Annotated in this window: 11 protein-coding genes; 3 read left to right on the top strand and 8 right to left on the bottom strand. The window is 40.6% G+C overall.

The features are described 5' to 3' along the window. Positions 1-108: 108 nt before the first annotated feature. Together IMZ31_RS05350 and IMZ31_RS05345 are read right to left on the bottom strand one after the other, a co-directional pair. The gene (locus IMZ31_RS05350) at positions 109-801 is read right to left on the bottom strand and encodes a response regulator (RefSeq protein WP_207529546.1); all 693 of its coding nucleotides are present in this window, start codon (positions 799-801) and stop codon (positions 109-111) included. Further along, positions 770-2,407 carry an ATP-binding protein gene (locus tag IMZ31_RS05345; RefSeq protein ID WP_207530307.1) on the bottom strand — a complete coding sequence of 546 codons (1,638 nt, stop codon included), beginning with the start codon at positions 2,405-2,407 and terminating at the stop codon, positions 770-772. The genes IMZ31_RS05350 and IMZ31_RS05345 overlap by 32 nt, the downstream gene beginning before the upstream one ends. Positions 2,408-2,514: 107 nt before the next feature. Here IMZ31_RS05345 and IMZ31_RS05340 point away from each other — a divergent pair, with 107 nt between their 5' ends. The 3 genes from IMZ31_RS05340 (at position 2,515) to IMZ31_RS05330 (ending at position 4,981) form a co-directional block, all read left to right on the top strand. After that, on the top strand, positions 2,515-3,564 hold the full coding sequence (locus IMZ31_RS05340) for a DctP family TRAP transporter solute-binding subunit (protein WP_207529545.1): 1,050 nt from the start codon (positions 2,515-2,517) through the stop codon (positions 3,562-3,564). 147 nt (positions 3,565-3,711) lie between these two features. Then, the gene (locus IMZ31_RS05335; RefSeq protein ID WP_207529544.1) at positions 3,712-4,476 is read left to right on the top strand and encodes a uracil-DNA glycosylase family protein; all 765 of its coding nucleotides are present in this window, start codon (positions 3,712-3,714) and stop codon (positions 4,474-4,476) included. Positions 4,477-4,549: 73 nt separating this feature from the next. After that, on the top strand, positions 4,550-4,981 hold the full coding sequence (locus IMZ31_RS05330) for a hypothetical protein (RefSeq protein WP_207529543.1): 432 nt from the start codon (positions 4,550-4,552) through the stop codon (positions 4,979-4,981). Positions 4,982-5,056: 75 nt separating this feature from the next. On the opposite strand, the gene IMZ31_RS05325 is transcribed toward IMZ31_RS05330, so the two are convergent. The 6 genes from IMZ31_RS05325 to IMZ31_RS05300 all read right to left on the bottom strand — a co-directional run bounded on the left by IMZ31_RS05325 (position 5,057) and on the right by IMZ31_RS05300 (position 12,710). After that, positions 5,057-5,677 (bottom strand): hypothetical protein, encoded by a 621-nt coding sequence (locus IMZ31_RS05325; protein ID WP_207529542.1) that lies wholly within the window; start codon positions 5,675-5,677, stop codon positions 5,057-5,059. A 125-nt stretch (positions 5,678-5,802) separates the two neighbouring features. After that, a complete protein-coding gene (locus tag IMZ31_RS05320; protein WP_207529541.1) occupies positions 5,803-7,281 on the bottom strand; it encodes a homing endonuclease associated repeat-containing protein in 1,479 nt (492 codons plus the stop codon). A gap of 166 nt (positions 7,282-7,447) precedes the next feature. Further along, positions 7,448-8,668 (bottom strand): hypothetical protein, encoded by a 1,221-nt coding sequence (locus IMZ31_RS05315; protein WP_207529540.1) that lies wholly within the window; start codon positions 8,666-8,668, stop codon positions 7,448-7,450. A gap of 187 nt (positions 8,669-8,855) precedes the next feature. Then, positions 8,856-9,824 (bottom strand): oxygen-dependent tRNA uridine(34) hydroxylase TrhO, encoded by a 969-nt coding sequence (locus tag IMZ31_RS05310; protein WP_207529539.1) that lies wholly within the window; start codon positions 9,822-9,824, stop codon positions 8,856-8,858. A 134-nt stretch (positions 9,825-9,958) separates the two neighbouring features. Next, positions 9,959-12,400: a DEAD/DEAH box helicase family protein gene (locus IMZ31_RS05305; protein ID WP_242705646.1), complete on the bottom strand. Its 2,442-nt coding sequence runs from the start codon at positions 12,398-12,400 to the stop codon at positions 9,959-9,961. Further along, positions 12,387-12,710, bottom strand: a complete 324-nt coding sequence (locus tag IMZ31_RS05300) for a nucleoside triphosphate pyrophosphohydrolase (RefSeq protein ID WP_207529538.1) — start codon at positions 12,708-12,710, stop codon at positions 12,387-12,389. The genes IMZ31_RS05305 and IMZ31_RS05300 overlap by 14 nt, the downstream gene beginning before the upstream one ends. Between the last annotated feature and the right edge of the window lie 68 nt (positions 12,711-12,778).

Here is a 12,778-nt window from a genome sequence, read left to right as displayed (position 1 = left end):
GTCATTACAGATCATTCCATAAAAAAAGCACCCCGAATTGGGCTGCTGATCTTACCTTTCATGTTTTCATCTGCAAAACTTCCTTTGTGAACAAAATGACCAAAATCATTACTTTCGTACATAACGATTCATCGGACGACCAACACTGCCATATTGCACAGACAAATCAATCTTACCGACTTCTTTTAAATACTCTAAATACCGCCTTGCCGTCACTCTGGCAATGCCTACCTCAACGGCCACCTCTTCAGCAGATTTAGGTTCCTGCTCTTGTTCCATCAACTTCTGAACTTGAGTAAGCGTTTGTTGGTTTAATCCTTTAGGTAAATCATGCCTCGTATCAAGCCCCTCATTATGCGAAGAAGATTGATAGAGAAGTTGATCGACATGATGCTGGGCTAATGGATCTGAGCCCTCTAACTGTCGGCGATGTTTCTTATACTGTTCTAAGGCATGCTTCATGCGCTCAAATTTAAATGGTTTTATGATGTAATCAACCGCTCCATGCTGCAAGATCGTGCGAATGGTTTGCTTATCTGTTGCTGCCGTCACGGCAATAATATCAACGCTTAACCCTTCCTGACGAATATACCGAAGCACTTCAAGCCCATCTTCTCCAGGCATATAGACATCTAAAATGACAAGGTCAGGCATTTGCTCTTTAATCTTCTCTTTGCCTTCCACTCCATTTGATACCATGTCCATTACATGAAAGCCGTCCACACTATTAATAAACTGTTTATTGACCTCTTGCACCATCGGATCATCCTCAAGGAGCAGTACCTGTAGTTGATTCTCCATTCTTTCCCCCACCTTTCTTCAATTGTGCAGCTTGCATGGGAACGGTTAGGATGAAACTCGTTCCTTCTCCTGGCCACGAATCGACTTCAATTTCCCCTTCTGCTTTCTCTACAAGTGATTGGATTAAATGAAGCCCCATACCATGACCACGTTCACCTTTTGTCGTATACGTATCTTTAAAAATGTCCCATTTATTGTCCGCCTGAATACCCTCCCCGTTATCTTCCACGATTATGGTACAGGTCTCATCGGTTTGTTCAATGCTGATCCAAATACGCTTCGATTCATGATCAGATCTCTCTAACGCCGCGAAAGCATTCTCGACTAAGTTCCCAACGATTAACACTAAATCATGGTGATCCAACTGATCCGGGAACTGCTTCAAACGACTATCTTGAGAAATCACGACCTGAACACCCAACTCCTTCCCCCTGCTTACTTTACTCAGAAGCAATCCTATGAGGCTATCATCATGAAACCGACTCCGTAAAAATTGAGTAAGCTCTTCATGCTCTTCTGTAACTTGGAAGACATAGCTGAGGGCCTGGTCTTTCTGATCCAGCTGAATGAGCCCGGCAATGGTATGTAGCTTGTTCATATGTTCATGGTTCTGCACACGAAGCGCCTCAACGAACGCTTTGACCCCCGTTAGCTCCTCAGCTAAATGCTTCACTTCGGTACGATCTTGGAAAATCGCGACCGCTCCCGCTTTCTCCGAGTTCGACTTAATCGGGATACGCGTACTCATAATATTCGTTCCCCTCACCCGAATCTCTTGATTGTAGACAGGAGCATCTTGATAGAGAATCTCCGGAAGTCTCGTATCTGGAATGACCCCGCGAATCGCTTCCCCAATCACATCCCCTTGTACCCCGAGCATTTCTTTCGCCTTTTGGTTAAAAACGGTGATCCGTTCGTGTTGATCAATCGCGATAATGCCTTCGTGCATCGCATGAAACGTGGCCGTTCGTTCTTTTAAGATCCGGACGATTTCATAGGGTTCGAGATTGTACATTTGTTCTTTAATATGAGTAGCCAGAAGAGAAGACCCAAGAGCCCCGAAGAGAAGCGTTAAGACCGCAATAATAATCATTTCTTGCCTAACCGTCGCGAGCATTTCCATAAAGCTTGGCATGATACTCGCAGCAATGACCACTCCGATTTGCTCATGATTGGCATTCAAGATCGGGACAAATGCTCGAACAGCAACCCCCACTTCCCCTTCAGCAAGAGATGTATACGTATGCTCAGCAAAAGCTGGTCCCTCATCCTCACCAGTTGAAGTGGTACCAAGCTTTGATTGGATCGGGTGTGAATAGCGTACACGATCCATGTTCAGTACCGTTATGTAATCCGCATTGTTAATGATGCGAATCTTCTCCACGATCTGGTTGATCTTCGTCCACCCTTCTTCCTCTGTAATCATTTGCTCAACCTCTGGTACCTGAGCGACTGTTCGGGCTGTAATCATCATTCGCTTACGCAGTTCTTCTTCTGTTCCATTTTCAACGTTTCCAATGATGACTACGCCCCCAATTAAGAGGGAGACCATCACAATGAAGAATGATAGAATCGTAATCTTGATCTTTATAGGAAGTGCGTTCATCTTCATTAAAGAAAACCCTTTCATTTTCAATTACTTGTATTGTAGCACGCGAAGAAAACTATGTTACACTATTTTCAGACTTTTCTAATTCCAAGGAGATGGATTCGGTGAAAACGTTGCAATGGACCATCATCATCAGCATGGTAATCGGAATCATCGTGTATTCCTTTTATAGCTTTCAAGTAGACGGAGAACAAGTACAATCAGACGATGAGCAAGAAGGTCTAGAAGATCAAGTCGTTATTAAATTTAGTCACGTCGTCGCAGAGAACACGCCAAAAGGCTTGGCCGCACAGCGCTTCGCCTCCCTCGTTCAGCAGAAAACGGATAATCGAGTGAAAGTAGAAGTGTACCCTAACGGAAGTCTGTACCGGGACGAAGCAGAACTAGAAGCCCTCCAACAAGGCTCGATTCAAATGATCGCACCCGCTAGTACAAAGTTATCAGAACAGTTCCCACCCTTGGCCTTACTAGACTTGCCCTTTGCCTTCTCTTCGCATGAGCACGTGCAAGAAGCGTTAGAAGGTTCGATTGGAGAAGAACTGAAACAACGGGCTCAGAATGACCAAATGCTAAGCCTGTCCATATGGAACAACGGCTTCAAACAAATGACCTCCAATCAAGGTCCATTAATAGAACCAGAAGATTTCAAAGGAGAACGATTTCGCGTCATGCCAGGCGACGTCATCAAGAGTCAATTCCAAGCCCTTGGCGCTCAACCAGAAACCGCCTCCTTCAATGTAACGTATCAAAAGCTCGCCTCCGGAGAACTAACCGGCCAGGAAAATACGCTCTCAAACATCTACTCAAAGCGCTTCTATGAAGTCCAGTCCCACCTGACCCTAAGCAACCACGGCCTGTTAAGCTATGTCGTCCTCATGAACAAAGACTTCTGGGAAGAACTATCAAGCGAGATCCAGCAAGTCATTCAGGAAGCAATGGATGAAGCCACACAGTGGAACTACGACAACGCCATTACTCTGAATGAAAAAGCGAAGGAACATATTCAGGATCAATCGGATATTGAGGTTCATCGTCTTACTGAGGAAGAGAGGGAGCTTTGGGAGAGTGAGGTTGAGGTGGTTTATGAGCAGTTTAGGAGTGAGATTGGTGGGGAGTTGATTGAGATGTTAGCGGGGTTGAGGGAAGAAAATTGAGTTTATAGAAGCCCTGGAGGATGAATCCTTCAGGGCTTTCTACTATTAAGGCTGTTTTCTTCTTTATAGGAGAAAGACCAGATTTGAAGTTTTATAAAAATAAGGTAAAATTAACTAATATTTAGAAAAAAGATTGGAGCTTTAAACATGTCTATCGTCTCGTATTCCAAGTTCAATATTTTCAAAGACAACATACAATCACTATCTACGCCGTTAACAAAAGAACAACTTATCCACCCTGATACTTTCTTCCTTAAAGAAAGCGAAAATCAGAAAATTAGAGTGTATTACGCTCCTTTTGAACACCTCAACAAAAACGCTAAAGTTGTTATTGTTGGCATAACACCCGGTTTCTCCCAAATGCAAAAAACGTATGAAACCGTTCGATCTTTTAAAGGTGAAGAAGCCACTGAAGAAGAGATTTTACAAGAAGTCAAAAACCAATCAAGTTTCCAAGGACCGATGAGAAAAAACCTAGTACGACTTCTGGATAAACTTAACCTACATACTAAACTAGGTTTAGACACCACAAATCAGTTGTTCGATGAACATAGTCACTTGGTTCATACAACCTCCGTCCTTCCTTATCCCGTTTTCTATTGGAGCAAGGGGGGCTGGTCTAACTTCAGCAGCCAATCAGACGTGATCAAAAATCATTTTCTTTATGAAGAGGTAATCAACCATCTACCAAAGGAAATCAATGAAATGGACAATCCCTTGATCATCCCATTAGGAAAGCCAGCAAATAAAGCCGTAACGTACCTCGCCGATAACGGATACATCAAGAATCAATCCATTCTAAAGCGTTTCCCTCACACATCAGGGGCGAATCAAAGATATATGATTCCAGCATTTGAAGAAAACTACGAGGATATGATGAAGACAATTGAGGAGCATTTTAGTTCTAAATAGACTCAAAGAAGGGCTGGGATGCACAACGATCAACACATGTATCCCACACCCTTTATAGAAAGGTGGATTCTGGTTGAACGAAAAATATTTTGGTTTGACTCTTCTTTCTTTTATAGTCATTTTTTCACTAGGCACAATGGTAGTAGAAATATTAGAAGGTACAAAAATTACGACGTCAGAATACGTTGGATTAACCGACGACTCTGGCTTGATTATTTTCTTTGCTTTCTATTGGTTCATTGCATACTTTCTATTCTGCTTAGTTGGGTTCCTAGTCAATCGATACCTTCATTCGTTTATTATTAAAATAGTTTTGTTCGTAGCATTATCCTTAAGCATGGCACATTGGTTTTTCAACCATTTGTATGGTTACGGGGATTACATAACTGAATACAACCTTAACATTGGGACGTTTTATATTATTTTCTTTTTGTGTGGTTTAGTTTATTCATTTTTAGAACATGTAATCTACCTTATACAAACTAGAAATAGGCTACAACTTTAATTAAAGTTGTAGCCTATAAATTAAGAAAGGGATCTTGAACTCTTCAACGCAACTCGTGACGAAGAGATGCATGTACTATTCTTCTTGATCAGGTAAGAAATTCACAACATGATTCATGGAATCGTAGTCGTATTCTACCTCCCAATCACTAATAGATAGCTTTCCATATTTCGTTAAATATTTTTGGACCTCTCTAGGGCTATAGCCACTCTTTGGCTCAATGATGTGAGTGACCGTAGACACAGCCTCAAAGAAACGATTCATATCCACCTTCTCATAATCATCCCCATGAATGGAAATACCTTTCAATCCATTTACCTCTTCATCAAATGCACGTAGTATGTCATAGGAAACAAAGACCCATTCCGAGACCCTATACGTATAGTCATAGTCTTTATAGTAATCTTGAACTTCTTCAAATTGTTGATCAGGTATCGTTAGGATAAACTGATTCTTAGCCGCTTCACTCTTAAATAATTGACCAAATTCATATGTATTAATGCCATCTGATCGATTAACCGAAACAGCAGGTTCTTCATTAGAATCACTAACCTCTTCTTCTAGCGGAACCTCTTTTTGATCTGATGATGTTTTGGCATCTGAATGGTTTAAGAATAGAACCGTTCCTAGTGCAATTAATACAGAAAATGCGAGTGTCGATAATGCAGATAACCCTAATAATTGTTTCTTTGTCATAATCTTATGTAAGTTGTATAACCTACGCCTACCCCCTTTAGAAATAATGTCTATCTATTATTTCGGGCAAAAACGCAAGAAATGAACTCATTCTTAATTATTTTTATGTATAACTAAGAAATAAATTACTGCCAATCCTCTATCTTATTAAGGTAACGCTCTATCTCGTTTATTTCAATAATGTAACATTTCTCTCGGTGCTTAGGTAATTGTTTAATTAACTTATGCACACTTATTAACCTAACATTAGATTGAATGACCTCATCAGATATTTCTCCTCTCTTTCCTCTCATATATATAATAGTTAGGTATCTGCAATGCTCTTTATATCGGTCAATGGTTTTAGAGGCGTAAACAGTCCACTGGCTTAACTTGGCGTCCATCCATACATTGTTATTCAACGTGTAATCAGGATTGTATGTTTTATGATTGTATTTCTCATATGAGATCCCAATTTCTACTAACAATTTATCCAATAGATCTTCAAAGAGACGCCCACAATAAGAAGCATCTCTTGAATCTTCGCGTATGCTCTCATAATCAATACCAGCTGCTTCAATGGCATCTCCCCATGAACCAAATCGGTTCATCGCACCATCATACAGAGACTGGTTATAACTTTGTAAGTGAGATTTATTCATGGGAACTCTTTGTTCATACAGTCTTTTTATTTCTTCAATAACCGCTTCTCTCGTCCACTTCATTTGAACTTCTCTTTGTCTGATCAACCATAATTGCTCTGCTTCTTTTAGTTCTTCTTCGTAACTATACCCAGCAGCCTCAATGGCCTTTTTTATACTTCCGAAGCGATTGTAACAAGCATCCTCTAGTGACCTTTTATGTTCATTAATTGTTTTTTTAGATAAGGGCAGCCCTTTTTCCTTGATCTCCATTAATTTTCCTAGAACATATGCTTTTGTATATAAAGTCGAGTTTTCTGTTGTTTCCTGCCTCTTTAATTCCTTAATTTCTGAATAATCGACACCTACCATATCTAAAGCGCTCCCCCAAGAACCTAGATATTCTACACATGCTCTATATAATTGCCTATGATTATCTATTATATAGGAAGCGTTCAGTGGCTCTCCCTTTTCTATTAGTGCTAGTATTTCTTTCTTAATCGATTCATCCGTCCACCTTCGTCTGGATGTTTCTTTTTTAATTTCAGCATAATCAATCCCTGCAGCGATCATAGCCTCATCTATTGAATTATAATGCTTATATAACATTGATAATAATGCATTATGGTTCTCGTAAAGAAATGAGTAGGTGAGATACGGGTTTTCTCTATGTAATTGTTGCAGAGATTGTGTAGCTTCCCTTTTTTGTTTCTTGAGATACTCTGGACTATTATAATATTTTTGGCGGCCTGCAGAGATTTTCTGAGATCCCTCTCTTTTACCTCTCTGCTTAACCTCTTCATAATCAAAGCCAGCAGAAGTTATTGCTGTCTCCCAACTTCCGAAGTATCGTTTTCCGGCTTTCAAAAGGGCCAGGTTTACTTCAGTTACATTCCTCACATACAATCCTTCACCTGATGCATCTAGCTTCTTGATTTCTTCTATAACTTTTTCTGGCGTCCACTTGATTCTTTTAGAGCCCATCTTCTTCCCACCTTTTCTCCTAGTTCTCTAAGCTGCAACTTAAAAGCCGTTTTATATTCGATTAATATAAAACGGCTTTGAGTTTCTTTTATCTATTCTATTTTTTCTAGTCCATAAGACTTGAATAAACTATCTATTTAACAACTAATAAAAGTATCGTACAAGATCATGCCCTTAAAAGCAACGCCTTAAACTCTCCATTTTTTTCTTCCTCAAGAGTCAAAAACGGAATCCACTCTAGCTGATATTCCTCACCTAAGGACAAAACTTCTTCTCTTGCTACCATTGTTCCCTGAGAAGCCTCCACCTTCCAAGCAAGATCGCCTGTTAGACTTCTCCCTCCATGTATACGAAAATCAGAATCAACCGTATCCGTATTCACTGGTTTCTCCCAATATAATTTATCGTTCGTGATTAATAGCGCATAGGCACGCACGTCACGGTAATCTTTCATTATATTCTCTAACTTGCTGAGGTCACGCAGGTAATCGTACCTCCCTTGATCCTGCGCTCCCTGGTGCTTTAAATCAATATGTATATCATTATAAAGAGTGTTTAGCTTCGCAGTTTTATATCGGAGTTCAATCGCTAAGACGTCTAGGCCTTTTTCCGCCCACAGATCCACCTTTTCATTTCCTACCTGCTTATTCATTTCTACAGAGTATCCGATCGATTCTAAGTGCGCAGCCAATTTACTCGCAAGATCCTGTTGGGAGGTTGGGACCTGTTCTAAATGGGTGAACGAGTTTAACCACTCTTTTTCATCTTTGGATACCTTCTGAATCATATATTGAAAATCTCCACTACGGTTAGGGAATTGACTATAGGAATGCCAGTTCATCATATAATTCCCCTTTAGTGAAAGGGCTTCTTCTCTTCCCTTCATCGTCCCTTTCCCAGTTTGCTCACCCCAGCTCAATGTTCCATCTATCTCTTTTCCTTCATGAATTCTAAACTTACGATCAATAGCATCTACATTCTCATTAATAGAATAATAGGATGAGTCATTGGTAAGGAAGATAAGAAATCCTTCATCTACCACACCTTCCGCCACCATTTTCTCCAACCGCACTAGATCTTTTAACACGTCATACCTTCCCGTATCTTGTGCCCCTTGCGTAATGAGAGAGAATTCTTCCTCTTCTAGCATGTGGTCAAACTGTTTTGTTTTGTACTTTAGTTCAATCGCGTACTTATACCCATCGATAACAGCCAATATATCTAAGTACACTTTAGTGCCCACTCCGTGTACCTTCATTTCTAAACGAATCTTAGCATCAGGATAGCTCTCTTTAATTTCCCAGGCTAACGCATGCTGGAAATCTGCTTCGTTGTGAAATAGAGGTCGTTTTTGGGACAGTTCTTCAATGATATGTTCTATGTTCATGATATCCCCCTATAGATAAATATTACCAGTGCCTATTATACATCATTCCATATAACTAGTCTTTTGGTAATTCCCTCTCTACTTGTAGAATGTTTGAAGATGTAAAGTGAGGTTGAATTGAGCAAAAAAATTAGCCTGCTCACCATCAGGTAAGCAGACTAACATCTTGCATTATGAGTTTTTTTATTTATTGCGCTTCCATGCCATCCTCTTCACGGATACGTTCTAATCGAGCCTGCACATCTTCCTCACTAAGCCCATGCTCTTCCACATAACGATTACGCGGATGTGTACGGCACTCATGACTACAGCTGCGCATATATTTGTGTTCATTCTCTTCTGTCATAATCATACGACGGTCACAATCAGGGTTCCCACAGTTGGCAAAGTGTTCAGCTGGTTCGCCTGTGAAGTAATCCTCACCAACAATGGTATGCTCTACCTGGTTAACCGGTACCGTCAGACGATCGTCAAACACAAACATTTGACCATCCCATAACTGTCCTTTTACTTCAGGATCTTTTCCGTAGGTAGCAATACCGCCTTTCAGCTGTGCTACTTCAAATCCTTCTTTCATCATCCAGCCAGAAAACTTCTCACAGCGGATTCCGCCTGTGCAGTACATCATAACTTTCTTTCCTTCAAACATTTCTTGGTTATCTCGAACCCAATCCGGCAGGTCCTTGAACGTCTCTACATCAGGACGAACCGCTCCACGGAAGTGTCCGAGGTCATATTCATAATCATTGCGTGCGTCAAGAACGATCGTGTCCTCGCGCTGCATTTGTTCCATCCAGTCTTTCGGCTCTAAGTGCTCGCCTGTAATTTCATTTGGATTATGGTTATCTTCTAAACGAAGCGTCACAAGCTCCGGACGATGGCGCACATGCATCTTCTGAAATGCATGATCGTCTGCTGCGTCTATCTTAAATGGCATCTCCGCAAAACGCTCATCCGCATGCATCGCATCCATATACGCTTGAGTCGCCTCAACCGTTCCAGAAACGGTACCATTAATCCCTTCTTCTGCTACGAGAATACGACCTTTTAAGCCTAGCTCGTTACAGAACTTTAAATGATCCTTTGCAAATTGCTCTGGATCGTCGATTGTGACGTACTGGTAATACAGTAGTACACGGTAATTTTGGTTTTCCATATTCATTTCCACCTCTTCTTTATATTTCCCAGATATAAAAAATAAGGCATTGATGTAGCTATAAGAGCTACATTCACTTACCATCATTTATTACAACATATAATTGTAATGGGGATGGGGGTAGGAAATCAAGGCTATTCTTTCTTCCATTTTCGTTCAAAGTAGTACTTCAAACGGTATTCGCATATCTCTTCCGTCATCTTTTTCAAGAGTGCTCGATCTTCAAGAGGAATTTCAAAATTAAGAGAAAACACATTATCTTCGTACTTAAGAAGCCCTTTACTACTCCCGCTCCACTTCGTGAGAGGCATAGTACTAATGAGATTTGCTACTCTTTCTTTGTCATACTCTATGAGTGCCTTCGTATTTTTACTTGTAAAATCAATATTTTTCCTATAAGGCTTTTCTGTTAAATAGGAATGGAAGTAAGGAGCAATCTCCTCTGGTGTAACAGGCTGCGCCCATTCCACTTCACCTCTATCCAACATGTACTTCAGAACAACCATCTTATAACTCTTTGTCATAGGTGTTCGTTCTACTTCTTCTATCCAGTCCTTGTAAGTCTCATAAATCATTCGTTCTTCTATAGTTAGTTCATCAATAGAGCTAAGGAAGCCAGCATAACTTTTCCATATCTGCTTAAATTCCTTAACGGCTACAGTTCCGTTAAGATGCATTTCCCAATAGGTGGGGCGTCTGCCGAGCTGCTCTTTGACTTGTTTATAAGCAACCTTCACGCGCTCTTTCCTCGGACTCCGCTTCCTCAGAAGTTCTTCCAGCAGTTGTACAGCCTTCACGTCGAGGTTGATTTCACAATCAGCTGGAGTAATAGGCTGAACCTGCCCCTTGTTCCCCACCCCTTCATCTGTACCAAGAAGTTTCAGTTTAACATCTGCATTTCGGTAATTCCCGATTAGGTCAATAACCGTACAGTGGGATTTCTCTACATGCTTACGCAACCCACGACCTATTTGTTGTGTAAAGACCACAAGAGATTCCGTTGGCCTTGCGAATAAAAGTGTATCAACTGAAGGAATATCCACTCCTTCATTAAATAAGTCGACAGTAAAGATCACATCAATTTCTTTTCTATCAAGCTTCTCAATCGCTTCTTTACGAGAGATCCCTTCCGTTTTGGAATGGAGACTAATTGTCTGATAGCCATTGTGATTAAAGTATTGCGATAAGAAATTTGCTTGTTTAATAGATGAACAAAAGCCGATTGTCCTTGTTTGTTTATGCTTCTCCCAGTTACTCAGGATATTATAAGCCGTATGTTCTTGAAGCTGGGCTTCTGCCAGTTCCTCTTCATCATAGCGGCCCCCAAGCCATGTGATCTGTGAATAATCAATATCATCATAGACACCGTAGTAATGAAAAGGAGACAACCATCCTCTTTGAATCGCTTGAATAAAGTTCATTTCATAAGCTACGTTCCCATCACAAAGGGCAAAGATATCCTGACCATCAGTACGTTCAGGCGTTGCGGTTATTCCCATGAGGAATTTAGGAGAAAAATAGTCTAACACCTTCTGGTAAGATCGGCTTGAAGCATGATGGAACTCATCAACAATAATGAGATCAAAATCACCTGGATCAAATCTTTGCAAATGGTCCTGAATGCTTAATGTAAAGATCGATGCAAAAATCATATCCGCCTCTTCACTTTTCTCTTTCCCGTTGTAGATCCCACCAAGCTTTCCTTCATTTACATGTTCGAATGAAGCTTTTGCCTGATGCAGAATCTCTTCTCGGTGAGCAACGAAAAGGATTCGGTTAAAATGTTCAGCAAAAAAAGCAGCCAAATATGTTTTTCCTAACCCAGTCGCCATCACAACCATCGCTTTGTCATACCCTTCTTCATAAGTCGTCAGTAATGATTCAAGGGCTTCAGGCTGAGCAAACCTTGGACTGGGTTTTTCATTCTTGGTTATGTAGGGTTCTGGTGGGTCGTTTATTTCTTCTGGAAGAGCATCTGGACCAAGCGTAAGTTCCACCTCTTCTTTCTCCGACCATTTCTGGGCAAGATCAGGGTACTTCTGCCTAAATGTAGCATGTTGCTCCCTGTAGTTTTTAAGCGTCTCGGAGTTTACTTTGATTGTATTCTCTGCATAGAAAAGATGTATATACTGCTCCAGGGCGTCTTTATACACCTCATCTGAAACTTCATTTGGTATGGAAACATTCCACTCAACCCCTGAAGTTAGAGCAGATTTAGATAAATTAGAAGATCCCACGATTAAAGAACCTTGATCATTACCATTAAACAAAAATGCTTTCGGGTGAAAAGATCGACCATTGCTTTGCCAAAGACGGACCTCTACTTGATCAAGAGGTAATTCGCTGAGTAGAGACAATGCCTCTGGCTGGGTAACGTATAAGTAATCTCCCGTCAGAATCTTAATGTCCGCTCCACGGACTGCCGCTTCCTTAAGCGCGGGCAAGACCATCTTAACTCCTGACTTCATAACAAATGCGCTTAAAAGGTAGATTGTAGAGGAATGTTGAATATGATGTAATACATCCTCTATTAAATTACTTGTAAGTAACTTAGGTTCCTGACTAGTCTTCAACACTAATTAAAAACACCTTATCGTAAAATGATCCACGTTTCTCAGCCTTTTCTTGACGCACCTTTTCAACCTCTTCAATGGAAGAACCGTGTTGTTCAGCTAAGACATTCATGAGCTCCAACATGTCAGCTAGTTCTTCAACAGCATCTTGATCATCTTCCGCGTTTAAGTATTCTTCTGTTTCCTCTTGTAATTTCTTTCGAAGTTCAGAATGGTATTGTTCGTCTGAAAGAATGTCCGTTTCAAATGATTTACCCGTTCCCTCAATTACCTGGGGGATTAAGTCTCTTACTAGTTTGTTGTAGGTTGGCATCTAAACACCTCTTGTTATTTTAATTAGACAAAGATCTTAAGAAGAAAAGCCACATATTGCTGTGACTA

The sequence above is a fragment of the Pontibacillus sp. ALD_SL1 genome (assembly GCF_017355605.1).
This window is presented reverse-complemented; position numbering and strand designations above follow the sequence as displayed.

Excerpts from the sequence above, each read along its gene's own strand:
- IMZ31_RS05350 (WP_207529546.1), bottom strand. The coding sequence starts at position 801 with ATGGAGAATCAACTACAGGTACTGCTCCTTGAGGATGATCCGATGGTG.
- IMZ31_RS05320 (WP_207529541.1), bottom strand. The coding sequence starts at position 7,281 with ATGGGCTCTAAAAGAATCAAGTGGACGCCAGAAAAAGTTATAGAAGAA.
- IMZ31_RS05335 (WP_207529544.1), top strand. The coding sequence starts at position 3,712 with ATGTCTATCGTCTCGTATTCCAAGTTCAATATTTTCAAAGACAACATA.
- IMZ31_RS05325 (WP_207529542.1), bottom strand. The coding sequence starts at position 5,677 with ATGACAAAGAAACAATTATTAGGGTTATCTGCATTATCGACACTCGCA.
- IMZ31_RS05310 (WP_207529539.1), bottom strand. The coding sequence starts at position 9,824 with ATGGAAAACCAAAATTACCGTGTACTACTGTATTACCAGTACGTCACA.
- IMZ31_RS05315 (WP_207529540.1), bottom strand. The coding sequence starts at position 8,668 with ATGAACATAGAACATATCATTGAAGAACTGTCCCAAAAACGACCTCTA.
- IMZ31_RS05345 (WP_207530307.1), bottom strand. The coding sequence starts at position 2,407 with ATGAACGCACTTCCTATAAAGATCAAGATTACGATTCTATCATTCTTC.
- IMZ31_RS05300 (WP_207529538.1), bottom strand. The coding sequence starts at position 12,710 with ATGCCAACCTACAACAAACTAGTAAGAGACTTAATCCCCCAGGTAATT.